Genomic DNA, 25406 nt, shown 5'->3' on the forward strand with positions numbered 1-25406 from the left:
TCGGTCAGCGTTTGCGAAGCGCGCGCGAGGGGCGTACCGAAACGTGACGGTGGTCGCGAACGTGCCAGCGCCAGGGAAAGTCCACCGCACGTGTGATACCGATGCGGGGCCCGACGACCGGGTCGAGCGGCGGTGCGGTGCCGTCGCTGGCAATGATGGTCCCTTGGTTCCCGGTCACCAGATCCGCGCCATCGAAGCCGCGGTCCAGTCCGAAAGCCTGCGAGAGCTTGCCGGGGCCGCTGGCCAGATCGTGATCACGCCTGGCCGCCGGGCGCAGTTCGTGCATCCGCTCCAGCCCCGCCAATGGCTCGGCGGCGCGCAGCAGGACGGCGACACCTTCGCCGATTTCACCGCAGACAACGTTGCTGCCCCAGTGCATGCCGTAGGTGAAGTAGACATAGAGATGGCCGGCCTCACCAAACATGCTGGCCGTGCGTGGGGTCTGCCCACGATAGGAGTGCGCGGCTGGATCCACACTGCCGGCATAGGCCTCGACCTCGACGATGCGCGCCGCGCGGCCATCGTCGCGGACCAGCAGCTTGTTGAGCAGCTCAGGGGCAACGTCGGTGGACGGGCGCTGGTAGAAGCGGCGGGGAAGGATCTTCCAGTGATCGGGCAACCAGTCCAGCACGGCGGTGGCAAGCTCTGCAGGAGGAGTCTGCAGTGTGGCGGCGATCAGGTGAAGCCGTTGCGGACGCTGCGTCAATCCTGCCGGGGAGGTGCTGCCAACGCCGCACGACGGGCGGCATGGACCTCCGGTGTCTGCGGCTTGATGAACAGAGCTACCAGCTCCGGGTACTCGCGTTTCACGGCGGTCTCGATACGGGTGATGCAGGCCTCGATCTGCGGCGTACGGCGGTCATCCTCGAACTCTGCACTGAGCATGGCCACGACCTGCTCTGGTCCCATCTGCATGGTGGTCACGCCGTTGGCACGGCGCAGGTCCGGATCGGCTTCGGCCACGGCCATGATCCGCTCCGCGACCGCGGGATGGGCAGGCTCACCTACCAGCAGCCCTTTGGTTTCGCGTGCGAGTAGGAAGGCTGTAGCCGCCAGCACGCCAGCAATACACAGGGACGCCACACCATCGAGAACGGGCAGGTCCAGCAACTGGGCGGCGACCAGACCGATCAGCGCAAAGCCAAGGCCGAGCAGCGCGGCGCTGTCCTCCAGCAGCACGGTGAATGTGGAAGGATCCTTGCTGCGGCGGAAGGCTTCGAAGTACCCGAGCGTGCCCTTGGTCCGGCGGAACTCACGCAGCGCCACCCACCACGATGCACCTTCGAACAGCATGGAAATACCGAGAACGCTGTAGCTCAGCGCATGGTTGGTGGCGGGTTCCGGTCGGCGGATATGCTGGATGCCCTCGTAGGCGGAGACGCCAGCGCCGGCAGCGAACACCAGTAGGGCAACGATGAAGCTCCAGAAGTACAGTTCGCGCCCGTAGCCGAACGGGTGCACCGGGTCCGGCGACTTGCTGGCGCGATGCAGGCCGTAGAGCAGCAGCAGCTCATTGGCGGTGTCGACCAGCGAATGCACACCCTCGCTGAGCATGGCCGAGCTGCCGGAGATGCCCGCAGCGATGAACTTGGCTACAGCGATGGCCAGGTTGCCGGCCAGGGCGGCGTAGATGACGAGGCGGGAGCCGGTGGGAGCAGACATCGCGCGGGCGTGAAAAGACAGAGGGGATCATCTTCCGCGCGCGGCCGTGCCCACTGCGTGCAGGGCTGGCGCATCAGCGTCCTGTGGGGTGGAGATACAGCCGCGTGCCGTCCGATTTCAGCGCGCCCGACCAGCGGCCGCCACCTGTATGTGTGAAAGCGGCCGAACACAGTATTGCTGGAGTCGGTCAGCAGCAGCTCATCGCCGGACAGCACCCATCGATTGGCCGGGAAGAAGCCATCCGGACAGCCAGCCGGAACATAGGCGCTGTAGCCGCCGAACCATTCACTGTTCCGCAGTTCGATGGTACAGGTGCTGCCGTTTTCCTGGCCCAGGGTCCAGCGGCCGAACAGGTCGTCGTCGCGGACGTCGCGATTGCGATGGCGGCGGTTGTCGCGCCGCCACTGGTCGCTATCGTCGTGGGAACTGAACGAGACCTCGGTCTGCGAGCGTTGCCGACGAGGTGCGGGATCGTGTGAGGATCGGCGGTACGCCTCAGTCCGCCATCACCCGCCCGATGGCGTCGGCCAACAGGGTGCGAACCCGTGCCGCAGGCAAGTCCGGATCGCGCACGGCACGCATCGCCAGTCCTTCCACCAGAAGCCGCAGCAGCAGGGTTCGGCTGGCAATCCGCTCTTCGTCCACGACGCGGCCCAGGCTGACGTCGCGCTGCCGCAACCACGCGTGGATGGCAGCGCTGGTCTGCCTGTCATGGGTACGCAGTACCTCGGCCAGCATCGGGTCGCGATGCGCCTCGGCATTGATCTCCGCATACAGTGCCACGCTGGCGATGGCGTTGCCGTGGATCGGCAGCACTTCGCCGCGTGCCCATTGCTGGTAGCACTCCAGCAGGCCGTCCACCAGGTCCGATGCTGCCGGCATCTCGCTGATCGAGGCCTGGTCGTGGCGCAGCTGGCGCTCGATCAGCGCCAGGATCAAGGCCCGCTTGTTGGCGAAGTAGCGGTACATCAGCCCTTGGCTGATCTCAGCTTCGGCGGCGATGTCGCCGATCGAGCCGGCATGGAATCCGCGGGTGATGAAGCACTTCTGGGCGGCATCAAGGATGCGCCGGCGCTGGGCTTCGGCATGGGCGGCAGCAGGGTCGTTGGTGGATACGGCTACGGCGGTTTTCGGCGTCATTGCGAGAGGTAGGGGCGTCCAGAGGCGGGATAGTACGTCACAAAAGGGGTGAATGAACGGTCATTCATTTGTAATTCCCACCTCCCAGACTGCGCCGGCCTCCTCCTTCCGCGAATGAGTCCGATGCGCTACCTCCCGCTGCACCGCCCGTTGCTCACCCTCGCCATCGCCGCCGCTCTGCCGGCGCTGGCCCATGCAGAAGACAGTCCCAGCGCCGATGCTGCCGCCTCCGCCGAGGTCGCGCGCACTGTCGTCGCCCTCGACCAGGTGATGGTGACCGCGCAGAAACGCGCCACCAACCTGCAGGAGACGCCGATCTCGGTGTCGGTGGTCGATGCCGAAGCGCTGAAGGACCGCAGCGCGATCTCGCTGGGCAGCCTGTCTGATGGTTCCATTCCGTCGTTGCGGGTCACGCCGTTTGCCACCCGCAGTTCGGCGCTGAACATCGGTATCCGTGGCATTGGCGCCTCCGGTGACGCAAACCAGCCGGCCCGCGACGCCGGCGTCGGTATCTATGTCGATGGAGTGTTCATGGGCCGTGCGCAGGGCCTGGGCAGCATGCTCTACGACGTGGAGCGCATCGAAGTGCTGAAGGGGCCGCAGGGCACGCTGTTCGGCCGCAATACCGAAGGCGGCGCAGTGAGCATCGTGACCAAGCAACCGACCGGCGAATTCGGCGGCAGCGTCAGTGCCGGTGTGTCCAACTTCAGCGGCTACAACAGCGCGCTGCACCTGGACCTGCCCAAGGTGGGCGATGTCAGCTTCAAGATCGATGCAGTGCAGGCCAGGCGTGGCGGCACCACCGACAATCCGATGCGTGGCGAGCGTGACTTCAACAGCTACGACAAGCGTGGCGCGCGCTTGAGTGCGCTGTGGCAGCCGAGTGATGACTTCTCGCTGCTGTACGCGTTCGATCGTTCCTACGACGCGACCACGCCGTACCACACCCAGGTGCTGGTGCCGGGTGCCTACCTGAGCCCGCTGCAGAAGTCCGGCGCAAGCCAGGATCGCCGCGACAGCGCCATCCTCGGCGGCCCGCAGGAAGACAACATCGGGCGGACCAGTGGCCATCTGTTGAACCTGTCGTGGACGCTGAACGACAACCTGGAATTGAAGTCGATCAGTTCATACCGCGAACTCACCCAGGGCCAGTTCGACATGGGCCTGGTCGATGCGATCTCGGCCTATGGTGGCGCAGGCACACCCTTCGGGCGTTACAGCCTGGCGCAGGTCTACCAGCACCAGTACAGCCAGGAATTCCAGCTGATCGGCAATACCTCGCAGGTGCAGTTCCTCGGCGGTGCGTTCTACTACCACGAGACCGCCGGTGACAATGCGCAGACCCCGAACATGCTGGTCTGGGGCCCAGGTGGCAACAGCTACACGGTGAATCCGGCGACCAACCCGTTGGATCTCTCGCGGGTACGCATCGACCGCGCCAGCAAAGCGTGGACCGACAGTCTGGGTGTGTTCGGCCAAGCCACGTGGACCCCGGAGGCGCTGCAGCGCCTGCACCTGACCGCCGGTGGCCGCTATACCCGCGATGACAAGAAGGGCAGCCTGTACATCGTCAATGGTGCGGCGACCAACCTCGCGTTCAAGGACCGCTGGAGCCGCTTCGACCCGATGGTCAACATCGCCTACGACCTTGGCGAGCACGCGATGCTCTATGCCAAGTACAGCACGGGATTCAAGGCCGGCGGTGCCAACTCGCGCTCGACCAACTACAGCGCGTTCGGTCCTGAAGAAGTGACGGCCTATGAGCTGGGCTTCAAATCGCAGTTCTGGGACAACCGCGCCCGCCTGAACCTCGCCGTGTTCGATTCGACCATCGCCCACAAGCAGATGGACTTCTCGCTGCCGTTCGACCCGAACAGTGGCGAGACCCGCACCACCATGGTCACCACCAATGCACTGAGCGATGGCAAATCGCGCGGTGCGGAGCTGGAGTTCAATGTGATGCCGGTGGATAACCTCACGCTCGGCCTCAACTACGCCTATACGAAGATCGACGCGCAGACCGCGACGGACCCATTCGGTGCGGGGGTGCAGGTAACGGTCCAGCCGCTGCTGGCGCCGAAGAACGCCGGCAGCCTGTCGGTCGACTACCTGGTGCCGTTCGCCAATTTCTCGGCACTGAAGTTCCATGTGGACGGCAACTGGTCTGATGGCTACTACACCAGCGAGTACGACCAGATGCTCACCGACAGCTCGTTCGTGGTGAACGCTCGGGTGGCGCTGGTGGATGTACCGGTCAACAGCACCGGCACCACGATGTCGTTCTCGCTGTGGGCGCGCAATCTTCTGGATGAACAGCATCTGTTCTACAAGATCAACAGCGCAGCGCTGGGCCAGAGCGGCATCTTCAACGACCCGCGCACCTTCGGCCTGGATGTGGCCGTCAACTTCTGATTCGACTGGAGATTCCAATGAAGATCGCTCGTACCGAACTCGCTCTGGCCCTGATGCTGGCTCTACCGATGGCTGCCGCAGCGGTTGCCGCTGATACGCCGCAGGCCGTCGCTGCCAAACAGGTGGCTACCGCCAACACAAAGCCCGCCGCCGCCGATGCGCAGCGGGTGATCCCGCTGCAGGGTGCCTGGAATGTGCGTACCTTCGCTGGCCTGCAGGGCAGCAAAGGGCCGATTCCAGCCGATGCCTTCGTGCGCACCGCCGACCTTGGCCGCCTGACCGATGCCGACCGTGACGCCCTCGTTGCCGCCGGTGTGAAGCTCGACATCGATCTGCGCACCGCCGATGAGGAAGCACAGTCACCGGATCTGCTGGCCCGCGACGATCGCTTCGACTATCAGCGCATTTCGCTGATGGGCACGGAGAAGATGGACCTGCAGAAGATGATGACCAGCTTCCCGGATACGCTGGGCGAGGCCTATGTGCAGTGGTTGGGCCACAGCCAGCCGCAGTTCAAGCAGGTGTTCCAGCGTATCGCCGCGCAGCAGGATGGCGCGGTGCTGTTCCATTGCACCGCAGGCAAGGACCGCACCGGTATCATCGCCGGCCTGCTGCTGGACCTGGCGGGCGTGCCCAAGGCCGAGATCGTGCACAACTACGCGATCTCGGCGCACTACCTGGAAGGGCAGCCGAAGGACAGCGCGATGAACGCGCAGATCATGGCGTTGATCAAGCAGAATCCGGAGATCGGTCGCAGGATGGCCGGCATGTCCGGTACCGCGCCGGACAACATGGAGCAGTTCCTGGCGGCACTGCACAGCCAGTATGGTGGAGCAGAGGGTTACCTGAAGTCGATCGGGGTCAGCGAACAGGAGATCCAGCAGTTGAAGGTACGGCTGGGGCAGGCAGGCTGAAAACTGGATGCCCAAGGCAGGTGCCGGACAGTGCCGGCACCTGCAGTGCGTCATCACGGCTGCAGCGGCGCAACCAGAATGGCGGCGTCGAGCACCGGGAACGTCTGCGGTGCCTGGCCGGACGATGCAACCAGACGGATCTCCAGCGTGGTCGTTCCACCATCGGCTGCATTGAGTGCCTGCAGGGCCCCCAGTTTCTGAGGCAGCGGCACCGCGAACGTGGTGGGATGGCTGTGATCCATCCCGGCCATGGTGGGCCCGAAGAACGATACGGTGCCGGCGTAGTACGGGCTGTCGGCATCCACGGACGAGGTACCGGCGGGTGCGTTGATCAGCACGTCGAACTCGCGGGTGTTGTTCAAGCCGCGTGGTCGCTCCAGAGTCACTTCCGCAATCAACTGTCGTGGGCCCGATGCGGCCAGGTGCGCGCGCACCGCCTCATTGGGGACAGCCACGCGGACAGTGCCATCGGAACGTGTGCCGCGCACCACCCGCACCGCACCGGCAGCTGCGGGCAGTGCGGCCGCCGTCAGCAGGTCGTTGCGGCCCCCATAGACGTAGTCGTAGTCGAAGGCCGTGGTGGAGAAGAAGGCGCTGGCAGGACGCTCGCCAACGGGCTTGCCCTGTGAATTGACGAAGAACCGGAACGGTTCGTTCATGAACTGACGCCGCTGGTCGACGTTGATGGGCATGATCGGCTTGCCGCGGGATTGCTGCAGCTGGTTCCACACGTCCCACAGGCGGTCCATGTTGGCGTGGTGCAGGTAGAAGATCGGATCGAGCGGCGACAGGAAGTTGGTCATGTTGCCATAGGGGCCGGGATCGACCGCGCCGACGCCACCGATGCAGTTGTGCACCTTGTTGTGCGGGAAGCCTTCGAGTACCGAGAATTTCGTGGCGCCGTCGGGTTGCACCACGTGTGAGGCCGTACGCGAGCTGGTGAAGCTGCGACTCACATCATCGTTGTAGAACTCGACCGGCGAAAGCCCCGCGTGAATGGTATCGGGAGACACGGCCGAAGCGGTCTTTGCATCGAAGCCGGGATTCTCGCGCCAGAGATAACGGGCGCCGCAGGTGATCGCATAGGCCGCATTGCCCGAGATACCGGTCTTTTCCGCGGCGCTGTAGCCGGTCACATCGTTCCAAACATCGTCCGCGGTGAGATAGCCACGGAGCTTGAGCTGATCGCGTTGGCCTGCATCCAGCGTTTCCCAGTAACGCTGCAGGGCTGGCCGCATGAACCGGGTGAAGACCGCCAGGTTGCGTGTATACGGCGCATAGGCGCTGTCAGTGGGTGTCAGCACGCCGTCGAACATCGCCGGGGGAATCCGTGGCAGCTCGGTCCAGTCCCAGTAGGGCATGGCGAACTGCGGATCGCCGCTGAGCGTGCGGATGGTCTGCTCGAAGTAGCCGACATAGCCACGGTGCCAGACGTAGAACCACCAGTTGCCATGCGGGCAGTCCATCAGGTGCACGAAGGCGTTGCGGAACCAGTTGCGTGGATCATCCGCCGGCAATGCCAGCATGGCCTTGATGCCGCGTGCGTAGCTGGCCAGCATGCGCTGGCCTTCGGGGCTGGTGACGTTGTAGCGGTGGTAGCGTGCCTGCGCGGCCTTGTCGGCCGGTGCGGCGCCGCTGGCCCAGGCACCGGACGCGACCAGTGACGCCAATGAAGCGCTGGCGGTGGTGGCAAGAAAATCACGACGTGTGTAGCGCATAGCCTTCCCCCTGGTGATTGGTTGAACCGCATTGGGTTACAAATCACTGGCAGGACCGGCGGCAGCGTGGCGGCCGGTCCGACGGGGACATCCAGCCCCGCCGCTTCCACCGGCAGGTGCAACGATGGCCGGGGTGGAAGCGGCGGTAGTATAGGCATGGCAAACAGAGCTGATCTGCGAAGCAGGCCACAGTCGCAGGCGCGTACACATCTGCCCGGCTGAAGCTGTTCACCGTCGTCGTCGCTGCGTTGTCGATCAGCCAGGCATGGCCTGGCTCTACTGATCGGGCTTCACTCTTACCACCCGTTTCCGGTACTCGTACACGTTGTCACCGCGGATGCGCTTCTCCTCGGTGCCGGTGACCCGGCCCACCTGCTGGTCCGAGCCGGTCACCGGCTGGGCTTCGATCTCGGTTTCGTGTTCGAAGGAATGCGATTTGTCGGTGTTGCGGTAATAGCGGTACAGCGCCCAGTACAGCGCGGTTGCGCCGGCCGGGCCTGCCGCCAACAGCCAGAGACCACTGTCATCACTCATGTCGATGCCACCAGGAAGGCAATTGCGAGGGCTTCAATGACGGTGCCGGTGGCCAGTGCCGCCAACAGCATCTTCCACTGTTGCACGGGCACGCTGCCCATGGTTTCGCCGGTGCGGCCGTTCACTGCGATGTAGTGCAGCATGCCGCCGTTCTTGCCGGGCTGGTGGTACGAATACAGCCACACCGGCAGGTACATCGACACCCAGCGGGTGCCATGCACCTCCAGCTGCTCCTGCTCCCAGCGTACGCCGCGGTTGTAGCGCTTCACCGAGCCCTCCACCTGCGCGCGCGCGATCGACAGCAGCTGATCTTCCAGGCGTGGGCGTAGCTTCTCCACGTCCAGGTTGCGCTTCTCCGAGGTGAAGCCGGCCAGGTACGAGGCGTTCCACTTGACCGCGTTCTTGGTATCGAACGGCAGGATGGTGTTGATGATGTTGTTGGTGTTGGCGCGGGTGTCCAGGTTGCCGCGTTCGGCCGAGGATTCCAGCGGCAGGTCATCGACGGTGAAATCCACCTGGCGCTCGACCTGGTAGACGTCGGCGTCGTAGAGGGTGCGCTTGTTCTTCTCGCTGCCGACCGTGTATTCGCGGGTCTTGATCTCGCCCTTGCCGGTCACGGCAGCGCTGACATTGCTGTCGACGATCATGTACGGAAGGAACACGCCCACCACGTTCTCCGGGGTGAACTGATCCTTGAACGCCTTCAGCGCGAACATCCGGCGCTTGTCAACGAACTGGCGGATGCGTGCGACCGCATCGTCCTTCTTGATGTGGAAGGGCAGGACGGCATCGGGCACCGCGCCGTTGGCGATCTGCTCGTTGACACCGAACACATGGCGGCACCAGTGGCAGCGCGCCGTCATAGTACTCTCGGTGTTGACCGTGACTTCAGCGCCGCAGCCGGTGCACTTGAACGTCATCAACGCCGAGGTGTCGGCATCGATGTCACGGGCGCCTGAGGCGATGACGGTACCGCGCAGCTGGTCGATGGCTTCGCCCAGCCCGAATTCCTCCTCGACCCGCGCGCCATGCCATTCGTGACGGCAGTAGAGGCAGACCAGGATATCGGTACCGGCCTTGGGCCGGATGTCGGTGGCGCCGCACCTGGGGCAGCGGTTGAGGCCGTCCTTCAGCTCGCTGGCCGAGGTGTCGATGGCCACAGGATCGGGTGCTTCCACTTCATCACGGATGGCCTGCGGCAGTTTCGAGGTGTCCAGCGGGAAGCTGCCGGGCAGGGGAGGGACGTCCTGCGGCGAACCCGGCCCATCCAACGACGCCGCCGGCAAGGGCGGCGGCGTCGAGGGCGCGGATCCGGGCAGCGGCGGTGGGCCGTTTCGGGGATCGGACATGGTGGTTGTACGTCCTGCCGGTTACAGGCCCAGTGCCTTGGCCTTGAGCGCGTCGTAGTCGCTCTGGGTGATCAGGCCCAGGTCGAGCATTTCCTTGGCCTTCTTCAGCTTGGCCACCGGATCATCGGCGGCCGGGGTAACCGGCTGCTGCATGCCGCCGACACCGAACATGCCCGAGGCCATGCCGACGCCGACCAGGCCTGCCGCGCCGCCATTCTCGCCGGCGGACTGGATGCCCTGGGCAACGCTGGCCTGCAGGTTGGAATTGCCGCGCGAACCGGACAGCGCATCGGCGCGCTGCACGGTCTTCAGAAGCTCGCGGGTGTTGGCGTCGTACTCGATGGAGACGATGGCGGTCTTGACGATGGCCAGGCCGCGATCGGACTTCCACTGGTAACCCTGCTCAACTGCCGCCGACAGGCTCTGCGCGAAGCCCAGCGAATCCTGCTGCAGCTTGGTGATGCGGTTGCCCTTGCTCGGATCGTTCGTGTACAGGCTGAAGGCGGGAGCCAGCGAACCGACCACTTCATTGAACAGCTGGCTGGCGGCGGCGTTGTCCAGATCGGTGAAGTCGAACACCTGGCCCGGCTGCAGGTAGCTGGCCGGCACGAAGTTCTTCACGAACAGGATCGGATCGACGATCTTCAGCGTGTACGAACCACGCGTGACCGCACCCACCTGGGTGTTGAGGAAGCCGTCGTCCCAGTAGATTTCCGACTGGGTGCCGAAGCGGTTGTCCGGCAGTTCCTTCAGCGACACGAAGTAAGCCGCCTGCTGCGAGCCCGGCTGGCCGCCGAACTTGAAGCGCTCCCAGCTCTGCTTGATGAAGGTGCTGACCAGGCCGTCGCCGGCGAAGATCGACTGCGAGTTCAGATCGTCCGAGCGCCATTCGTAGCCACCCGGTTCGGCGACGAAGGCGGTGATCGCGCCGTCCTGGAACAGCAGCAGGCCGTAGCCTTCCGGCACGATGATCTTCGAGCCGTTGCTGATGATGTTGGACGAGCCGCTGGTGTTGGAGCCGCGGCCGGCATTGGTGCCCTGCGGCACCGCCGCGAACAGGGCCGCCGTGGACGGCAGGCCCGCCGGCACGGTGTAGAAGTCCTTCCACTGGTCGGCCAGCACACCGCCTACCGCACCCTTGACCGCCTGTATAAGACCCATGTCCAACTCCCTGTGATTCGAGGACAGGCACCATGCCTGCCGAGCTGGACTGAATATAGCAGCGGGCAGGGACTGCTGTGGTGCCGGAAGATGATTCCAGTTCAGGCTCCGCTGGTGGCCTGTGGGCCGCCCCGGATCGCCTGGAGTACCGCGGCCATGTCCAGCCCTCCCAGCCCCATCCGCTGCGCCCGCGCGAACAGTGCATCGCTGGCGTCGATCAGGGGCGCCTGCATGCCCGCCTCGTGCGCGGCACCGGCCACCAGGCCGCTGTTTTTCAGAACATCGGTGATCGAGGCCTGGACCGCGAAGTCCTCGCGGATCATCTTGTCCAGCTTGATCCTCGATACCTCGCTGGCCATCGGCCCGGCGTTGAGTACTTCGGCGAAGCGCTCCAGGGCAATGCCGTGGACCTCGGCGAAGTGGACGGCCTCGCCCAGTGCGGTGACCAGCGTGATCAGATACAGGTTCACTGCCAGCTTCATGCGTAACGCCGCTGGCACCTGACCGCACGCGACGCACTGCCGGCCGAGGGGCGCAAGCAGGTGCGAGGCTTCTGCCACGTCAGCTTCGTCGCCGGCCAGCATGATGACCAGTTGCGCGGCTTCCGCCTGCACCCGCGAGCCGGAGACCGGCGCTTCCACGTAGCGCCCGCCTGCCGCGCGGATCTGTTCGCCCAACGCTTGGGAATAGGCTGCCGAGCTGGTGCCCATGTTGATCACCAGGCGGCCTTTGACGCGGGCAGGGAAGGTCGGCGTGTTCCGATCCAGCACGCTGTCGATGGCCTCGTCGTTGGCCAGCATGAGCAGGATCGTCCCGCACGCGTCGTACACGTCCTGCCGTTGCGTGATGGGCTGCACGCCGGCGGTGCGTGCCGCCTCGTGGTTTCGGCCGGAGCGGGACCAGCCCAGCACGGCGTGCCCGGCCCGCGCGAGGTGGCCCGCCATCGGCGTGCCCATCACGCCCAGGCCGATGAATCCCAATGGCATGGAAGGCTCCCGATCATGGCAAGGCGTCGATCATGCCGCAGATCGGCAAAGGGCGCACAGGCCGTGCAGGTCGACATTCCCCCGCGTTGCATTGCTGGCAAAGATAATCACCGATATTCACGTGATTATCATCACGATTTTCTCGAAACTCACTTTCGATAATCCCGAGGCCGAATGCGCGTATCTGCGCTTGAGGCGCCGGGATCCGTCCGACGTCCGCATCGTCGACCTACCGACGGCAACCTCCTGGGGGCATGGGGGCGGACAGTGTGCAGGTTCACCTGCGTGTGCTGCGGCTGGCGCGAGGCGCGGCGGGGGCGTCGCAGCATCACGCAATGAAGCCGCACGGTACCCATTGCGCGATCACCCGCTGCAACGGCAGCGGGTTGCCATTCGAAAGGGGAGTTTCAATGCACAGGCAAGTCAGTGAGATGTTGCAGCGCGCCTATCGACCCCACCGGTCCTTGCCAGACCTGTTGGGCGCGTTCGTGAAGGAGTTCTCGCAACACCATGCATTGCGTGGCGGCAGCGTCCATCTGCGCGGTTCCAGTGCTGGCCATACGGACGTGACTGCGGTGGCGGTAACGGACGACAAGGCCGCTGCCCGCCAGCGCTTGCCGATCCGCTATGGCAGCGAGGTATTGGGTGAGCTGCATCTGGAAGGTGAAGAGGGCCGGCTGGACGGCAGTGCCCTGGCGCTGGGTGAACAGTTTGCCCAGCGCTGTGCACACCTGATCAAGCGTTACGAGGCCAAGGCCTGGGCCGAACAGGCGCTGAGCCGACCGCTGCTGCTGGTCGGCGCCGGTGAGGCGCTGAAGCAGATGGACGAGTTCGTCGAACGCGCGGCGGCCAGTCCGCTGCCGGTATTGCTGCGTGGCGAGTTCGGTACCGAGAAAATGGAACTGGCCGCAGCCCTGCACAGTGGTGGCCGATACCGGCAAGGCCCGTTTGTCGAGGTGAACTGTGTCCATCCACAGGGTGAAGCCTGCGACTGGTTCGCGCGCGCGCAGGGCGGAACGCTGTACTTCCATGAAGTCGACGAACTGCCGGTGTCGCTGCAGGGCCAGCTGTCACATCGCATGCGTGGGCTGCCCGCCGCGCATGCCGATACGCAGGCGACCGGTCCGACACGGGTGATCGCCTCGACCAGCGCGGACCTGGAACAACGGGTGAGGGAGAAGCAGTTCTCGCGCGCCCTGCTGGCCGGACTGGAGTTCCTGACCGTGGATATTCCGCCGCTGCGCGAACGGGTGGAGGACATCGCCGCGCTGGCGGCACGTTCACTGGAGCTGCATGGGTTCAATCCCCATGTGCTGGGTGACGATGTGCTGGAAGTACTGTGTGCGCATGACTGGCCCGGCAACCTGCTGGAGATGGAGCGGGTGGTGGTGCGGTTGGCGGTGATGACCGGTGGCCGCTGCATCCGTCGCGACGATCTGGCACGCCACGCGCCGGATCTGGCAGCGGGCAATGTCGCCATCGATGCCGGGCGCGCGCCGAAACTACCGCCCGGGATTGAGGAAGCTGCCGCTCCTGAGCCTGGGCAGCAGGATGCGCCGAGGGCTGCGCATGAAGGCCTGCACGATGGCCTGAAGCGTGCCCTGGCCTATCTGAAGGACCACGCCGCGGAGCCGCTCACACTGGGCGACCTCGCCCGCCAGGCCCATGTCAGCCAGTCTCACCTGGGATTCCTGTTTCGCAGCGAGCTGGGTACGACGTTCAAGCTGCTGCTGCAGCAACTGCGCATCGAGCATGCCAAGCAGCTGTTGCGGGATGGGCAACGCCTGCGCATTACCGATGTCGCACTGCAGGTTGGCTTCGGTGACCTGAGCCACTTCGAAAAGAGCTTCCGGCGCGCGGTGGGGGTCAGCCCGCGCAGCTACCGGCGAACGCCGGATCAGTAAAACAAACGCCCCGGTGCAGGCGCGGGCCTGCCCGGGGTGATGGGATGGCAAATCAGGCGTTACCGTGCGTTTGCTTCAGCAGCGCGCTGCACGGCCTGCTCGGCGGCTTCGTCCGCGCGGCGTGCCGCTTCGGCGGCGGCCTCGACCGCGCGTTGCGAAACCTCCATCGCGGCGCGGATGCCTTCTTCACTGGCAGCCATCGCGGCATCCGCCAGCTCCTGGGCGATTTCCATCGGGGTTTTGCCCGCCGGATGGGCGGGAGTAGGTTTACCGGGAAGCGGGGTCGGGAAGGTCATCGTCGGTGCTCCTGCTGGGGATGAGGGGGGAACACCGTCGCTGCGTTCCCCCAGGATGTGGCGCAATGCCGCCTGGGCATCGGCCAGGATCTTCTGCGCTTGTTGCCGGGCCGCCATGCGTCCGGCAGCAACGGCCGCGCCGGCCGCCGAAGCGAGGGCCTCCGTCGCTCCCTGCACGCCATCGCCACCCGGCGCCGGAGGCGGGTTCACACCGTATCCGCCTGATAGCCAACCTGTGCTTCATCGCCCAGGTAGCGGCGGGTTCGGCGGTAGTCCTGCAGGGTGATCACATTGTCCTCCACCTGCACCAGCGCCTGCGCCCTGGAGCCATCGATCGCGAACTGCACGCTGGCACCATCCTGGCCGAGCTGGCCACGGGAGACCGGATGCTCGTTGAGGAACTCCTGCGCATCGCGCAACTGCCAACGCGCGGCCTCGCGCAGCCGGCTGTCGTCCAGCAGCAAGTCGGGATCGTTGTCGAAGCATGCGGCCATCTGCTGGGCGGCCAGCGAGATGCGGGCGTAGCCGATCTGCCGGTTCGCGGCCAGGCTTGCGGCGATTGCCTCGCGCACCTGCTCCGGCGACGGCAGCTGTGGCAGCTGCGGCCCGTCCAGGAAGCCGAACAGGATCGGCAGCACCTGCTGCAACGCCCGGGTGGCACGCGTCAGCCGATGCTCGCGGCCGCCGCCACCTGCGCTCACCCGCTGGTAGAAGCGGAAGTAGTCGGCAAACTCGATGGGCCTGCGCGCGTGCAGCAGCGCGAAGCTGGCGGCGTCGGCCAGGTCCTCGCGCCCTGCGGCGGACATTCCCACTTCACCGGCGAGCTGGTGGAGCGCCACCGATTCACGAAAATCCAGTTGCTGCAGCAGCGGAGCATCGGCTGCGCCAAGCGAGGCCAGGAACGCACGCGAGGCGCCGAGTTCGGTATTGGTCAGCAGCCGATGTCTTGCCAGTACTCCCAGTGCCTCGCTGTGCGACAGGCGCGTCTCATCGCCAAACTCGATGTCGCGCAGGGCACCGAGTTCACTGGTACCCAGACTGAGCAGCTTGATCGGGCCGATCTGCAACCCGATGCGCGGCAACCATGTCATGCGCGAACCGTGCAGACCCTGCTGCACCCCATCGAGCATCGTACCCTCGTCGGAGAAGGCGTAACGGTGCTCATGCGATTCCATGGCCCACTTCAGCCAGTGCTCGCCGCCGTCGATGAACTGAAGGACATGCCTGCAGGATTGACTGATCTGGTTGGCCTGGGGGATGGAACGACCGGCAATGAAAACGCTCATGCGTGGCTCTCCTGGCGGCCTCACTGGGCCGGAAAATCCTTGAGGACGGTCGCAGCGGCACTGCCGACCCGGGTGAAGTCGTCGGTGGCCCCCTGCATCATGGTCTGCGCCTGCGTGAGCACCCTCGCATACTTTTCGTCCCCCGTCGCCAGGTACTGGGCCATTGCCACGCCGGCTGCGGTGGTCGCGATGGTTGAGACATTGCGCAGGGCGTCGGCGGCATCCTGCACGGCGATCGCCGCAGACTGGGCCACAGACTGGTAGGCCTTGCCGGCGCCACTGGTCTTCACCACGGTTGCGGACATGGTGGCCGTCTGCACCTGGTTGATCACATCGATGACCTGGGCGTTGACGTTGCTCGGGTCCATACGGGCTCCTTGGTGGGCGGGTGCGGCCGCAGGCGGCCTGTGTGATGTCAGGCCCCGGCGTCAGTGTTGCCTGTGGCCGGGGAAGAGGGGGAGTCTGGCGCGGAATCCTGGGCGGGACCTGCGTCCGGATCCGGACCGGACGAGGGGTCGGGCGCAGGACCGGGCGCGGGCGCTGCCGCATTGCCTGCGAGCGTTTCGAGTGCATGCAGGCTGCTGGTAGCGGCCGCAGCGTCGGCAGTGGCACCGTGGGTCTGTGCCTGCAGGACGCTGATGGCGGTCTTTCCTTCTGCGGTGGCCGCGGCGATCACTGCCGCAGGCGAAGGGGGCGCCGGCACCGGGCCGGGCAGGGGGATGACCTGCGGCGGTGGCGGCGGGGGAGGTTCCGGAGCGGGCGGTGGCACCGGCCAGGGGGCATTGATCATCTTCGCGCAGGTCGCGGTGACCGCTGCGTTGCTGACCATGCCCGCACCCTGCTGGCGCGCGACGGCGTTGTGCATGGCGGTGCCCAACGTCTCCAGCATCACCATGTCCAGCATGCTGAAGGACTGCGCCGGCCCCTGGGCCACCAGCAGGGTCGAGGCGGCGCTGACGCTGTCGACGATCTGGCTGTTGACGGTGTTCTCACTGCTCATGACGGAACGGCTCCCTTCTGGATGATCAGGGCCAGGACCTGGGCCAGGCTTGCCCCGGCGGTCACCTGGCCGCGTTGCTGGTTGGCCACCGCGTTCTGCATTGCCAGGCCAATACTGTCGGCCATCGCCAGGTACGTGGCGGACATCGCGAACGAGGGGGCGAGGGCGATCGCCATCCCGGAGCCAGTGCTGGTTGCAGCCAGCAGGTAGCCGGTGGCAGGCGATCCGGCCATCGATCAGGGGCCCGACGTGACGCCGCCCTGAGCGGGGGCGCGGCGGTTGGCGTCACGCCGGGCCGACACGTCAGCGCAGACCCAGGATTTCGCGGGTGGCCACGCCGTTGGAGGCGGTGTCGATCGCATACAGCGTGGACACCCCCTGGGTGGTCGACGCCTGCATGGTCACGTAGGACTGCTGCTGGTTGTTGGTGGCGTTGTGCGCCGCGTTGGACAGGGCCTGGCTGGTGGCCACGAACAGGTTGCCCATTGCGATGGCCGGCGCATCACCAAGCACCTTGGTGTTGACCTGCGAGACCGAATCGGTGATCTGGCTGTTGACGGCGGTGGGAAATGCCATGGTGGAAGCTCCTAGGGTGGACAGCACTACAGGAACGGAGATTGCCGGCACTCAATGGAATCAGCCGAGAATCTTCCGGGTGGCGGCGCCGGTGGCGCCGGTATCGACGGCGTAGAGCAGCGCGACGCCCATTGTGGTCGCGGCCTGTGCCGTGACATACATCTGCTGCTGGGCGAGCGTCGCGTTGTGGGCGGCATTGGCCAGCGCCTGCGCGGTGGCCTGGTACAGCGTGCCCATTGCCGTGGCAGGCGCCACGCCCAGCACCTGCAGGTTGGCCTGGCCGACCGAGTCGGTGATCTGGTCGTTGACGGCCGTGGGAAATGCCATGGCTCAGCTCCTTGCCTTTCGGCGCATCACGCGCCGAGGATCTGCTTGGTGGCCACGCCGGTGGTGGCAGTATCGATCGCGTACAGGGTGGCCACGCCCATGGTGGTGGCTGCCTGCGCCGTCACATAGGACTGCTGTTGGGCGTTGGTGGCGTTGTGGGCGGCGTTGGCCAGCGCCTGCGCGGTGGCCTGGTAGAGGTTGCCCATGGCCACGGCGGGGCCGTCGCCCAGCACTTTGGTATTGACCTGGGTGACTGAATCGGTGATCTGGTCGTTTACAGCGGTCGGGAATGCCATGTCTATCTCCTTGAGGTTGGCGGGTCAGCTACGGAACGACAGATCAGGAACCCAGGCCGCGGACGCGGGTGCTGAGGATTTCCTTGCTCGCTACCGCCGTGGTGGCGGTATCGATCGAGTACAGCGTGGCCACACCCATGGTGGTGGCCGACTGCGCGGTCACGTAGGACTGCTGCTGTGCGTTGGTGGCGTTGTGCGCGGCATTGGCCAGTGCCTGGGCGGTGGCCTGGTACAGATTGCCCACCGCCACGGCGGGCGCGTCGCCCAGCACCTTGGTGTTGGCCTGGGTGACCGAATCGGTGATCTGGTCGTTTACCGCGGTTGGAAATGCCATGTCCTGCTCCTGCGAAAAGGTGGAAGTGCGTGGTATCCAGTGTCACGGTGCGTTGCCTGCAGCGGCCTGGGCTTCACCGTGGGGCCAGAGTAGGAAATGGCGTCGCCGCCGGATTGGCGGAATCGACGGAGAATGCGGGCGGATCACCGTGAAGGTGCGGCGGGAATACGGCGGAATCGATGATCAACGCCGTCATCGCTAGCGCTGGCGCGTTGCCCGGGAGGACACACAGGGCAACGCACGCGGCTGCCGCGATTCGGCGGCGACGGGCAGCGGCCACGTCGTCGCCGAATCGGGCGGGTCAGAGCATGTACGGGATCTTGAACGCCAGGGTGAAGTCCGGCGCATCCGGGGTCAGGCCGATGCCGAGCAGGGTCACCAAGGTGGTGTGCTGGTTCAGCGCATAGGTCACGCCCAGATTCAGTGACGCTGCGTTGGCGTCACTGCCGATCACCTTCATCCACTTGCCGCCCTCGAAGCGGGTAGAGGCGCGGGCGCTGATGCGGTCACTGAAGGACAGGCTGAGGCTGGTGCGCTCGTTGAACGCGAACGCCACGCCCGCGCCGAAGTACACCGAGCCGCCCAGCTTCACGTCGCCGGGATTGACCGTGTCCGGATTGCTGTCGATGTCGTTGAACCCGCGCGGAATCGAGTGCACGTAGCCGATGTTGGCGAACAGGATCGCCGGATCGGCGGTCTTGACCATCGACAGGCCGACATTGGCCTGCCACACGCCATTGCCGGTGGGCTGCTCGCGTGGCACGGCGAAACGGATGTAGTCATCGTCGTCGCGCTCGATCACCTTCCAGTCCAGGCCGTAGGGCGCGCGCCCGGTCGGCGCGGTCACGCCGGCAGTGAGCACGGTTTCCGGGCGCCAGCCGCGCTCGCCGAACAGGCGGTAATTCGCACTCAGACCGATATCACCCAGGCCGTTGCCGTTGGTTTCCTCCTGCGCGATGGCCGCCGCTGCGCCACCGGCACCACCCTTCTGGTAGACCGTGCGTCGCGCCAGGTAAGGCACATCCAGATTCAGCGTCAGGTTGGGGCTGACGCCCCAGCGAGCCGCAACGTTGTAGGTCAACGAATCGGATTCGACGTTCTCGATGGCGATGTTGCCGAGGAAGATCGCGTCCAGGGCAAGGAAGCCGTTGAGGGTGAGCTGCTTGCGGTCGTAGCGGGCGTAGGTAAGGCTGTTCTCGATGGTGAAGCGCCGCGAGAACAGCGCGGATTGCTGCTGCTTGACATCATCCACGCTGCGCCTCGACTCCTGCTTGGCCTGCTGCGCCTCGGCGGCGGTGCTGGCGTAGCCTTCGCTGCTGGGTGGAACGGCTGCGGCGGCTGCCGCGGCCAGCGGCGCGGCGGGCGTCGCTGTGGCTGGGCCCACCCGGCCACTCAATCGTGCCTGCATCGCCTGCACCTGCATATCCAGTTCGCGCAGCCGCCGCACTTCCTCTGCGTAGTTGGCCTTCAGCTGTTCCAACTGGTTGGCCAGCGCCTGCACGTCGGCGCCGTCGTCCCCTGTGGGCGGGGCGGCGAGCGCGGTGCCCGCCAGCGCCGCCAGCGCCAGCGGGGTGATCCTCAGAAGGGTGTGCATGTTCGTGTCCTGCGTTGTGAAGCGCTTCCCCCGATGCCGCGCCGCGCTACTGGCCCGGCCCCATGCCGCGGTTCAACGCAATCGCCTGGGCCACGTTCTGGCTCAACGGCAGGTTGCCGCCCACGGTGTTGCGAACCAGCTCCAGCCGCAGTTGGTTGCTGGCGATCTGGCCATCACCGGCCAGGGCAATGCCCTGGCCGACGCTGCCATTGCGGATCCACTGTTGCACCAGGCCCTGGCCATCCACCTGCAGGAGCAGGCGGGCCTGGTTGCCATCGAGCACCGCGGTCGCGGTTGCGCCGGACTGCTGCGCGCTGACCGAACGCGCACCCTCGCTCGCTGCAGAAGGCACCTCGCCATCACGCACGCTCAGCGTGGTGACATTGCGGGCGACGTTGCCATCGCCGGCCACCTGTACGCTCTGCACCAGGCCGCTGGCGTTGGCCAGGCCGCTGCTGTCGATGCTGCGGCCGCGGGTGTCCGGCAGTGGCGCATCAGCAGCGGTCACATGCACGCTGGGCTGGAAGCTCAGCTTCGGCGCACCGCCGCCGCGGAAGTCCATGGCCAGGGTCAATGCGCCCTGCAGGGTGGCGCCGTTGCCGGCCTGCCACTGCGAAACCATGGTCACCCCGAACCAGGCCACGTTGTTGCCGCCCACGGTGTAGCGGCCTCGCATCAGGCTCAGTTCCGGGTCCGGAATTTCCTTCAGGCCGCGACCGGACGTGCCCTCTGCCGCCTGCAGGGGCAGGGCAGGGAAGGCCAGCAGCAGGGCCATCATCAGGGGTTGGCGGAACATGGTCGAACCTCCTTCAGAACAGGTCGGCATGGCTGAAGCCGAAGTCGACCAGTTCGGCATCGGTGATCGGCCCCTGCCGCGCATACAGCGCGCGCGCACTGGGCCGTTCGCTGGGTTGCAGCAGGGCGGTGTTGCGGTCGAAGTCGCTGCCGATCACCACGAACACTGCGCGTGATGGCCAGGCCGCAAGGAATTCAGGCAGCGCCAGGCTGCGGTTGCCAAGGATCGGGTCGGCCACCTCGACGATGCCGTTGCGGACCTGCTTGAGCACCACGAAATGGCGGAAGCCGCGCACGTCCATCAGCACCAGGCCGGGGACGCGCAGGGTGCGCAGACGGGATTCGTCGATACGGTAGCCGCGGCCGCGCATGCCCAGCGATTCCACGTAGCGCTTGATGTCGAGCAGCGAAAAACCGCGCTCGGCCACCAGTGCGGGATCGGAGACCCCCATCATCCCCTCGATCACCGTCGCCTCGTCGGTATCCAGGTGGTAGGCGTGGCGCAGGATGGTGGCCAGCGCGGCGGCCCCGCAGCTGTAGTCGGTGTGCTGGCGCACCACGTTGCGGTAGCGCCGCTCCTGCATGCTCTCCACCTTCTGCTGCAGCAACGCGCCATTGGGCAGTACGCCGCTGAAGCGCACCTCGCCCGCCCACGCGGAGGCGGTACCCAGCAGCAACAGCATCGCCAGCAGGCGCATCGAGAGGCGGCAACGGATCATCACGTTCTCCGGCAGCAAGGGGGAGCCCCTGTCCCAAGGGGGAGGAGGAACAGGGGCTCCCGGGAACCCGGCCATTGGCGGACGGCCGGGGTGTTGCGCTTACTCGCCGCTGCCACCACCGCCGCCGGTGCTGGGCTGGGCGACAGCCAGGGCCAGGCTGTTGGCCTGGAGGTTGCCGGTACCCGCCGCCACGTTCACGCCGATGTTGCCGGAGGCGCCAGAGAAAGCACTGCCGGACAACGCCGAGGTGTTGGTCGCGTTGACGTTCACCCAGCGCGTGGTGCTGACCGTGCCGCTGAGGCTGGCGTACAGATCGGCCACGCCCAGTTCGACGAACTGGCTGGTACCGCTCTCACGCGTATCGAAGCCCAGGCCGCCCACCCCCGGCCGGTTGGGGTTCATCGTGGCGTTCTGGATCTCGTTGTCCAGGTCGATGTGGCCGGTGCTGTTGCCACCCGGGTGCGGCAGCTCGCCATTCCACGTATCCAGGTAGTAGTTGGCCATCTGGTAGGCGTTGCCGGTGCCGCGGTAGGTGCCCGCGCCATAGGCCAGGGTCAGGCCGCTGACGCCGCCACGCATGCCGACCTGCACGGTGTCCGTGTAGGACTGCACGAAGCCGGCGTTGCTGACCGTGTTGCCGGTGGAGACCTGGTTGGAGCTGATGCTCGACTGCGCCACAGCGGTGGTCGCCACCGAGGCCGCGAGCGCGTTCTTCTGCTCGTTGTTGTTGCCCGAGGCGATGTTCACGCCGATGTTGCCCGAAGCACCACCGAAGGCGTTGCCGCCGAGGCCCGCGGCGCTGGTGACGCCGGAGTTCATGGTGGCGTTGCCGAAACCGGCCTGGTTCACGAAAACTTCGGCATCGGCCATGCCGAAGCTGAAGGATGCATCGGCCGCGGACAGCGACGCGGCGTTGTCCTGGGCGTTGTTGTCGCCGGACACCACGTTGAAGCCGAGGTTGCCCGAAGCGCCGGCACCGACACTGTCGCCGATGGAGGCACTATTGGTGACCAGGCTGTTGCTGGTGGCGTTGTTGCTGATCGACTGCCGGTTGTCGATCACCGCGATGGCGGCGGAGTCGAGATCGATGTCGCCGGTGATGTTCGGGTCACCGGAGAAGTTGATGTCGGTGCTCAGGCGCAGGTCCTTCTCCAGGTTCACGTCAACGCCGTGGTTGTTCTTTTCCTTGCGTTCGTCGGCCTGGATGTTGCTGTGCTTCTGCACATTGACGTTGACGGTGCGGTTGCGTACGTCGTTGTCGGTATGGTTGTGGGTGTCGTTGCGGGTTTCGCTGACGGTGTGGTTGTGGTTGATGTTCGCATTGGCGTTCTGGTTGTCCCAGCCATTGGCCGCAGCGGCGGTCGAGGCAGTGGCAATCGCCATGGCGAGCATGGTCTGTTTGACGGTCGCTTTCATGGTGCCCTCTCTCTCATCAGGTGGTGCATCGGTTGGGTGGTTGTCACGGGCGGTCCTGCACGACCAGGCCAAGCACGTTGGCTGTCTCGTTGCCGCTGCCCGCGATCTGATTGAGTTGCAGGACCCCGTCGAATCCCCGCAGTGCGGTGCTGGCTACACCGGCGCTGCGGGTCCCCGTCGCAACGCCGCGACCGGCGTCGTCCCGCCCCCCTGCCAACGCGGAACCTTCGGCGGCCAGGGCCGTGTCGTCGGATTCGCGTATGCCCTGTCGAGCCAGCGTCGCGCTGACGACGTTGAGCGTCGTGTTGGCGATGCCGCTGGCCTGGTTGATCGAAGCGATGCCGCTGGCACCGGCCAACGCGTTGCCGCCGATGAGCGCGGACGCCTCCATCGGCGCCGACAGCACCCGGTTGCCGCGCTGCAGCTGCTGGACGCTGATGGCTACGTCGGCGAGTCCGCCGTGGGCAATGCCGCGCAGATTGGCCTGCAGGTTGAGGTCGCCGGCGGCCTGGTTCACGGCGATGGCACCGCTGGCGCCGGCCAGTGCGTTGCCGTCGATGCGGGCGACGTTGAGGTAGGCGAGCATGCCGCTGTAGTCATCGGCCAGTGCGCCCAGCGGCGTCGCGCCGAGCAACAGCAGCAGCCAGCGCAGGCGTTTCATTTTCCACCTGCCGGGGCAGTGCCCTGCAGCGGGAACTGGGCCAGTGCGCCGCGCACGGTATCGGCGATACCGCGGGTACTGCTGCCGACCGCGCCGAGCGGCCCACTCATGGCCCCCCCCAGGTTGCTGCCGACCATGCCATCGCCGCCACGCCCCAGGGTGCCGCCCAGGGCCTGTTGGGTCACGCGCTCTACCGTTGTGCCGCCAGGCGCCGCGACCATGGCGGTGTGGCCTGCACCCATCCCGGCATAGTCGTCGTCGCTGAGCTCGTCCATGCCAGTCGAGGAGCCACCGCTGCCGAGCGCTGCGGCAATCTCGCGCTGCGGCTTCGGGTCGGCAATCAACGCCATCCCCGGTGGCGCCATGCGATAGGCCGGACGTGCCGATACGTCGCGCAACAGGACGATTTCGCCCGGTTGCGGCTTCACCCCTTGGCGGGCGCCCGATGCTGCCGCAACTCCCGGCAGCAGCAACAGCAGGACGGCCACTGAAGGGGCGAGTCTGCGAAGAACTGGGGTGACACCGTCCATGCCGATCTCCCTCGATGGGTGCGGCGGAACCACGCATCAACCGTGCCAACTGCAGAACGCCCACCAGGCAACACGGGGTGGACCCGGTGCCAGGCTTCGCTGCTGCCAGGGTGTTACAGGCACGTCGAAGAAATGTGGCGATCGCGCCGCGCCAAGCGCCGCAGGGCAAGGCGTCCGGTGGACTGTCGCATTGTTGTTACAGGTGTCGGTGCGGACTGCAACGGTGCGGCTTCAGCCGAGCATTCCTTGACGCGGCGCTCATTGCGCTGCCGTTTAGCGAAGCGCTAGGATCCGCCTAACAAAGGCCGCCGCGGTGGCCGTAGAGGTCTCGGCGGAGGGTGGCACGCCGGTGATTGGCTGACAGTCCGCCGACGGTGTCCGGATGCTGGGGGAAGCATGGCAGCGGTCCCGGAAGCTTCTACATCACGTTGCGTGCTGTGGTTTGGTGAGCCGTCGGCCAGCGAGCGCAGTGCGCTGGCTGCGGCAGGCTGGTATGTGCGCAGCATCCATCCTGATCCGGCCATGGCGATCGGCCTGCGTGGACGCGATCGTTTGCTCGCCGTGCTTGATCTACGGCACCTGGATGCAGCCGCGCTGCAACTGCTGCTGCCGTGGATCGAGCAACATCAGCACCTGCCGTGGCTGGCGGTAATGCCGCCGAGTCCAGGTGCCGTTCCGCCCGCGTGGTTGCCGTTGCTGCAGCGCTGCCTGGCACGTTTTACGTTGCCGTTCGGGTTGCAGGACATGGTCAGCGCAATGCGCCAGCAGTTCGATGCTGACGACCCGCCGCCAGATGAAGCGTGCAATGGCAGCACGCCACGTGCACTGATCGGCGAGAGCCCGGCACTGCACGCGGTGCGTACCGTCCTGCACAAGTTCGCACCGGTGGAGTTGCCGGTGCTGGTCACCGGCGAGACCGGCACCGGCAAGGAGCTGGCAGCGCATGCACTGCACGCGCTGTCAGGTCGCGCCGGCAAGCCGTTCATTGCGGTCAACTGCGGTGCGATCCCGGCCAACCTGGTGCAATCGGAACTGTTCGGGCACGAGCGCGGTTCCTTCACCGGTGCCGACAAGCGCCAGATTGGCGTGTTCGAGTCGGCCCATGGTGGCACCGTCTTCCTCGATGAGGTGGGCGACCTGCCCGCCGAAGCACAGACCAGCCTGCTGCGGGTGCTGCAGGAGGGCACCTTCGAGCGTGTCGGCAGCAGCCAGTCCCTGCGCGCCGATGTGCGGGTGCTTGCCGCGACCCATGTCGAGCTGGAGCAGGCGGTGGCGCAGGGGCGGTTCCGCAGTGATCTTTACTACCGGCTCAACGTGTTGCGGCTGCCGATGCCGCCGCTGCGCGAGCGCGGAGGCGACGTGCAGCTGTTGGCCGAGCACTTCCTGCGCTGCTTCCGCCTGCGCCATGCGGTGCGCGCACGTGGCTTCGCCCCGGCAGCGTTGCAGGCCCTGCGGCGCTTCGACTGGCCCGGCAACGTACGCGAACTGCTCAATCGCGTGCAGCGGGCGGCGATCATGGCCGAGGGCGAGCTGATCAGCGAGCGCGATCTGGAACTGGGCGCACCGGCCCCGAGCTTGCCGGGTGCAATGCTGCACGACGCACGCGGCCAGGCCGAGCGCGATGTGCTGCTGCAGACCCTGCGCCAGACCGGCTACAACGTCTCCGAGTGCGCGCGGCAGATGCAGATCTCGCGGGTCACGGTGTATCGGCTGTGCCGCAAGCACCGGCTGGAACTGCCTGCGCAGCGCTGAGCCGGTCGATTGACGTGGCGAGGGTGGCAGCACAGGCTGGGCAC

The 25406-nt window shown here is 66.1% G+C and carries 28 protein-coding genes; 4 read left to right on the forward strand and 24 right to left on the reverse strand.

Features of this window, described 5'->3' with window-relative positions; translation table 11 throughout:
* Positions 1-4: 4 nt before the first annotated feature.
* From AC07M7_RS12770 to AC07M7_RS12785, 4 genes are all read right to left on the reverse strand, one after another.
* A complete protein-coding gene (locus AC07M7_RS12770; protein WP_495207604.1) occupies positions 5-631 on the reverse strand; it encodes a DNA-3-methyladenine glycosylase in 627 nt (208 codons plus the stop codon).
* A gap of 71 nt (positions 632-702) precedes the next feature.
* Positions 703-1662 (reverse strand): cation diffusion facilitator family transporter, encoded by a 960-nt coding sequence (locus tag AC07M7_RS12775; RefSeq protein WP_253078034.1) that lies wholly within the window; start codon positions 1660-1662, stop codon positions 703-705.
* Positions 1593-2015, reverse strand: coding sequence for an AprI/Inh family metalloprotease inhibitor (locus AC07M7_RS12780; protein ID WP_495207605.1), 423 nt, complete (start codon positions 2013-2015; stop codon positions 1593-1595). Before AC07M7_RS12780 ends, AC07M7_RS12775 begins: the two co-directional genes overlap by 70 nt.
* Positions 2016-2157: 142 nt before the next feature.
* Entirely contained in the window at positions 2158-2802 is a 645-nt protein-coding gene (locus AC07M7_RS12785; RefSeq protein ID WP_430766110.1) for a TetR/AcrR family transcriptional regulator, read from the reverse strand.
* Positions 2803-2925: 123 nt separating this feature from the next.
* Between AC07M7_RS12785 and AC07M7_RS12790 the strand changes: the two genes are divergently transcribed.
* Together AC07M7_RS12790 and AC07M7_RS12795 are read left to right on the forward strand one after the other, a co-directional pair.
* Positions 2926-5214 (forward strand): TonB-dependent receptor, encoded by a 2289-nt coding sequence (locus tag AC07M7_RS12790; RefSeq protein WP_430766111.1) that lies wholly within the window; start codon positions 2926-2928, stop codon positions 5212-5214.
* Between the two features lie 17 nt (positions 5215-5231).
* Positions 5232-6128, forward strand: a complete 897-nt coding sequence (locus AC07M7_RS12795; RefSeq protein WP_495207527.1) for a tyrosine-protein phosphatase — start codon at positions 5232-5234, stop codon at positions 6126-6128.
* Positions 6129-6181: 53 nt separating this feature from the next.
* Here the strand turns inward: AC07M7_RS12795 and AC07M7_RS12800 are convergent, their stop codons facing one another.
* The 5 genes from AC07M7_RS12800 to AC07M7_RS12820 all read right to left on the reverse strand — a co-directional run bounded on the left by AC07M7_RS12800 (position 6182) and on the right by AC07M7_RS12820 (position 11876).
* Positions 6182-7846: a tyrosinase family protein gene (locus AC07M7_RS12800; RefSeq protein WP_495207528.1), complete on the reverse strand. Its 1665-nt coding sequence runs from the start codon at positions 7844-7846 to the stop codon at positions 6182-6184.
* A gap of 276 nt (positions 7847-8122) precedes the next feature.
* A complete protein-coding gene (locus tag AC07M7_RS12805) occupies positions 8123-8380 on the reverse strand; it encodes a hypothetical protein (protein WP_046983345.1) in 258 nt (85 codons plus the stop codon).
* The gene (locus AC07M7_RS12810) at positions 8377-9729 is read right to left on the reverse strand and encodes a membrane protein (protein ID WP_046983344.1); all 1353 of its coding nucleotides are present in this window, start codon (positions 9727-9729) and stop codon (positions 8377-8379) included. Before AC07M7_RS12810 ends, AC07M7_RS12805 begins: the two co-directional genes overlap by 4 nt.
* 21 nt (positions 9730-9750) lie before the next feature.
* A complete protein-coding gene (locus AC07M7_RS12815; RefSeq protein ID WP_495207529.1) occupies positions 9751-10890 on the reverse strand; it encodes an SPFH domain-containing protein in 1140 nt (379 codons plus the stop codon).
* A 101-nt stretch (positions 10891-10991) separates the two neighbouring features.
* Positions 10992-11876, reverse strand: coding sequence for an NAD(P)-dependent oxidoreductase (locus tag AC07M7_RS12820; protein ID WP_495207530.1), 885 nt, complete (start codon positions 11874-11876; stop codon positions 10992-10994).
* Between the two features lie 410 nt (positions 11877-12286).
* Here AC07M7_RS12820 and AC07M7_RS12825 point away from each other — a divergent pair, with 410 nt between their 5' ends.
* Positions 12287-13780, forward strand: a complete 1494-nt coding sequence (locus AC07M7_RS12825; protein ID WP_495207531.1) for a helix-turn-helix domain-containing protein — start codon at positions 12287-12289, stop codon at positions 13778-13780.
* Between the two features lie 59 nt (positions 13781-13839).
* Here the strand turns inward: AC07M7_RS12825 and AC07M7_RS12830 are convergent, their stop codons facing one another.
* The 15 genes from AC07M7_RS12830 to AC07M7_RS12900 all read right to left on the reverse strand — a co-directional run bounded on the left by AC07M7_RS12830 (position 13840) and on the right by AC07M7_RS12900 (position 23610).
* Positions 13840-14286: a hypothetical protein gene (locus AC07M7_RS12830; protein ID WP_253078026.1), complete on the reverse strand. Its 447-nt coding sequence runs from the start codon at positions 14284-14286 to the stop codon at positions 13840-13842.
* A complete protein-coding gene (locus AC07M7_RS12835) occupies positions 14283-15362 on the reverse strand; it encodes a hypothetical protein (protein WP_253078025.1) in 1080 nt (359 codons plus the stop codon). Before AC07M7_RS12835 ends, AC07M7_RS12830 begins: the two co-directional genes overlap by 4 nt.
* Positions 15363-15382: 20 nt before the next feature.
* The gene (locus AC07M7_RS12840; protein WP_014037265.1) at positions 15383-15730 is read right to left on the reverse strand and encodes a hypothetical protein; all 348 of its coding nucleotides are present in this window, start codon (positions 15728-15730) and stop codon (positions 15383-15385) included.
* A gap of 47 nt (positions 15731-15777) precedes the next feature.
* Complete coding sequence (locus AC07M7_RS12845; RefSeq protein ID WP_430766118.1) at positions 15778-16362, reverse strand: RebB family R body protein; 585 nt, start codon at positions 16360-16362, stop codon at positions 15778-15780.
* Positions 16359-16595, reverse strand: coding sequence for a RebB family R body protein (locus AC07M7_RS12850; protein WP_495207532.1), 237 nt, complete (start codon positions 16593-16595; stop codon positions 16359-16361). The genes AC07M7_RS12845 and AC07M7_RS12850 overlap by 4 nt, the downstream gene beginning before the upstream one ends.
* A 70-nt stretch (positions 16596-16665) precedes the next feature.
* Entirely contained in the window at positions 16666-16938 is a 273-nt protein-coding gene (locus AC07M7_RS12855; RefSeq protein ID WP_005416651.1) for a RebB family R body protein, read from the reverse strand.
* A gap of 60 nt (positions 16939-16998) precedes the next feature.
* The gene (locus tag AC07M7_RS12860) at positions 16999-17265 is read right to left on the reverse strand and encodes a RebB family R body protein (RefSeq protein ID WP_495207533.1); all 267 of its coding nucleotides are present in this window, start codon (positions 17263-17265) and stop codon (positions 16999-17001) included.
* 26 nt (positions 17266-17291) lie between these two features.
* Positions 17292-17561 (reverse strand): RebB family R body protein, encoded by a 270-nt coding sequence (locus AC07M7_RS12865; protein ID WP_046985582.1) that lies wholly within the window; start codon positions 17559-17561, stop codon positions 17292-17294.
* A gap of 43 nt (positions 17562-17604) precedes the next feature.
* On the reverse strand, positions 17605-17895 hold the full coding sequence (locus tag AC07M7_RS12870) for a RebB family R body protein (RefSeq protein WP_005416648.1): 291 nt from the start codon (positions 17893-17895) through the stop codon (positions 17605-17607).
* A gap of 301 nt (positions 17896-18196) precedes the next feature.
* Positions 18197-19489 (reverse strand): transporter, encoded by a 1293-nt coding sequence (locus AC07M7_RS12875; RefSeq protein ID WP_495207534.1) that lies wholly within the window; start codon positions 19487-19489, stop codon positions 18197-18199.
* Between the two features lie 46 nt (positions 19490-19535).
* Entirely contained in the window at positions 19536-20285 is a 750-nt protein-coding gene (locus AC07M7_RS12880; RefSeq protein WP_495207535.1) for a hypothetical protein, read from the reverse strand.
* 13 nt (positions 20286-20298) lie between these two features.
* Positions 20299-21003 (reverse strand): C39 family peptidase, encoded by a 705-nt coding sequence (locus AC07M7_RS12885; RefSeq protein WP_046985579.1) that lies wholly within the window; start codon positions 21001-21003, stop codon positions 20299-20301.
* A 99-nt stretch (positions 21004-21102) separates the two neighbouring features.
* Positions 21103-22419 (reverse strand): FapB/FapC family functional amyloid domain-containing protein, encoded by a 1317-nt coding sequence (locus AC07M7_RS12890; RefSeq protein ID WP_495207536.1) that lies wholly within the window; start codon positions 22417-22419, stop codon positions 21103-21105.
* Positions 22420-22462: 43 nt separating this feature from the next.
* The gene (locus AC07M7_RS12895) at positions 22463-23080 is read right to left on the reverse strand and encodes a FapB/FapC family functional amyloid domain-containing protein (RefSeq protein ID WP_495207537.1); all 618 of its coding nucleotides are present in this window, start codon (positions 23078-23080) and stop codon (positions 22463-22465) included.
* Positions 23077-23610 (reverse strand): FapA family amyloid fibril periplasmic chaperone, encoded by a 534-nt coding sequence (locus AC07M7_RS12900; protein WP_495207538.1) that lies wholly within the window; start codon positions 23608-23610, stop codon positions 23077-23079. Before AC07M7_RS12900 ends, AC07M7_RS12895 begins: the two co-directional genes overlap by 4 nt.
* A gap of 396 nt (positions 23611-24006) precedes the next feature.
* Between AC07M7_RS12900 and AC07M7_RS12905 the strand changes: the two genes are divergently transcribed.
* Positions 24007-25362 (forward strand): sigma-54 interaction domain-containing protein, encoded by a 1356-nt coding sequence (locus AC07M7_RS12905; protein WP_495207539.1) that lies wholly within the window; start codon positions 24007-24009, stop codon positions 25360-25362.
* The last annotated feature ends 44 nt before the right edge of the window (positions 25363-25406 follow it).

This window comes from Stenotrophomonas sp. GW821-FHT09E08 (assembly GCF_059416125.1).

What these genes read in the sequence shown, in the direction of transcription:
- AC07M7_RS12775 (WP_253078034.1), bottom strand. Translation starts at nt 1,662, where the DNA reads ATGTCTGCTCCCACCGGCTCCCGCCTCGTCATCTACGCCGCCCTGGCC.
- AC07M7_RS12785 (WP_430766110.1), bottom strand. Translation starts at nt 2,802, where the DNA reads ATGACGCCGAAAACCGCCGTAGCCGTATCCACCAACGACCCTGCTGCC.
- AC07M7_RS12790 (WP_430766111.1), top strand. Translation starts at nt 2,926, where the DNA reads ATGCGCTACCTCCCGCTGCACCGCCCGTTGCTCACCCTCGCCATCGCC.
- AC07M7_RS12795 (WP_495207527.1), top strand. Translation starts at nt 5,232, where the DNA reads ATGAAGATCGCTCGTACCGAACTCGCTCTGGCCCTGATGCTGGCTCTA.
- AC07M7_RS12800 (WP_495207528.1), bottom strand. Translation starts at nt 7,846, where the DNA reads ATGCGCTACACACGTCGTGATTTTCTTGCCACCACCGCCAGCGCTTCA.
- AC07M7_RS12805 (WP_046983345.1), bottom strand. Translation starts at nt 8,380, where the DNA reads ATGAGTGATGACAGTGGTCTCTGGCTGTTGGCGGCAGGCCCGGCCGGC.
- AC07M7_RS12810 (WP_046983344.1), bottom strand. Translation starts at nt 9,729, where the DNA reads ATGTCCGATCCCCGAAACGGCCCACCGCCGCTGCCCGGATCCGCGCCC.
- AC07M7_RS12815 (WP_495207529.1), bottom strand. Translation starts at nt 10,890, where the DNA reads ATGGGTCTTATACAGGCGGTCAAGGGTGCGGTAGGCGGTGTGCTGGCC.
- AC07M7_RS12820 (WP_495207530.1), bottom strand. Translation starts at nt 11,876, where the DNA reads ATGCCATTGGGATTCATCGGCCTGGGCGTGATGGGCACGCCGATGGCG.
- AC07M7_RS12825 (WP_495207531.1), top strand. Translation starts at nt 12,287, where the DNA reads ATGCACAGGCAAGTCAGTGAGATGTTGCAGCGCGCCTATCGACCCCAC.
- AC07M7_RS12835 (WP_253078025.1), bottom strand. Translation starts at nt 15,362, where the DNA reads ATGAGCGTTTTCATTGCCGGTCGTTCCATCCCCCAGGCCAACCAGATC.
- AC07M7_RS12840 (WP_014037265.1), bottom strand. Translation starts at nt 15,730, where the DNA reads ATGGACCCGAGCAACGTCAACGCCCAGGTCATCGATGTGATCAACCAG.
- AC07M7_RS12845 (WP_430766118.1), bottom strand. Translation starts at nt 16,362, where the DNA reads ATGAGCAGTGAGAACACCGTCAACAGCCAGATCGTCGACAGCGTCAGC.
- AC07M7_RS12850 (WP_495207532.1), bottom strand. Translation starts at nt 16,595, where the DNA reads ATGGCCGGATCGCCTGCCACCGGCTACCTGCTGGCTGCAACCAGCACT.
- AC07M7_RS12855 (WP_005416651.1), bottom strand. Translation starts at nt 16,938, where the DNA reads ATGGCATTTCCCACCGCCGTCAACAGCCAGATCACCGATTCGGTCTCG.
- AC07M7_RS12860 (WP_495207533.1), bottom strand. Translation starts at nt 17,265, where the DNA reads ATGGCATTTCCCACGGCCGTCAACGACCAGATCACCGACTCGGTCGGC.
- AC07M7_RS12865 (WP_046985582.1), bottom strand. Translation starts at nt 17,561, where the DNA reads ATGGCATTCCCGACCGCTGTAAACGACCAGATCACCGATTCAGTCACC.
- AC07M7_RS12870 (WP_005416648.1), bottom strand. Translation starts at nt 17,895, where the DNA reads ATGGCATTTCCAACCGCGGTAAACGACCAGATCACCGATTCGGTCACC.
- AC07M7_RS12875 (WP_495207534.1), bottom strand. Translation starts at nt 19,489, where the DNA reads ATGCACACCCTTCTGAGGATCACCCCGCTGGCGCTGGCGGCGCTGGCG.
- AC07M7_RS12880 (WP_495207535.1), bottom strand. Translation starts at nt 20,285, where the DNA reads ATGTTCCGCCAACCCCTGATGATGGCCCTGCTGCTGGCCTTCCCTGCC.
- AC07M7_RS12885 (WP_046985579.1), bottom strand. Translation starts at nt 21,003, where the DNA reads ATGATCCGTTGCCGCCTCTCGATGCGCCTGCTGGCGATGCTGTTGCTG.
- AC07M7_RS12890 (WP_495207536.1), bottom strand. Translation starts at nt 22,419, where the DNA reads ATGAAAGCGACCGTCAAACAGACCATGCTCGCCATGGCGATTGCCACT.
- AC07M7_RS12895 (WP_495207537.1), bottom strand. Translation starts at nt 23,080, where the DNA reads ATGAAACGCCTGCGCTGGCTGCTGCTGTTGCTCGGCGCGACGCCGCTG.
- AC07M7_RS12900 (WP_495207538.1), bottom strand. Translation starts at nt 23,610, where the DNA reads ATGGACGGTGTCACCCCAGTTCTTCGCAGACTCGCCCCTTCAGTGGCC.
- AC07M7_RS12905 (WP_495207539.1), top strand. Translation starts at nt 24,007, where the DNA reads ATGGCAGCGGTCCCGGAAGCTTCTACATCACGTTGCGTGCTGTGGTTT.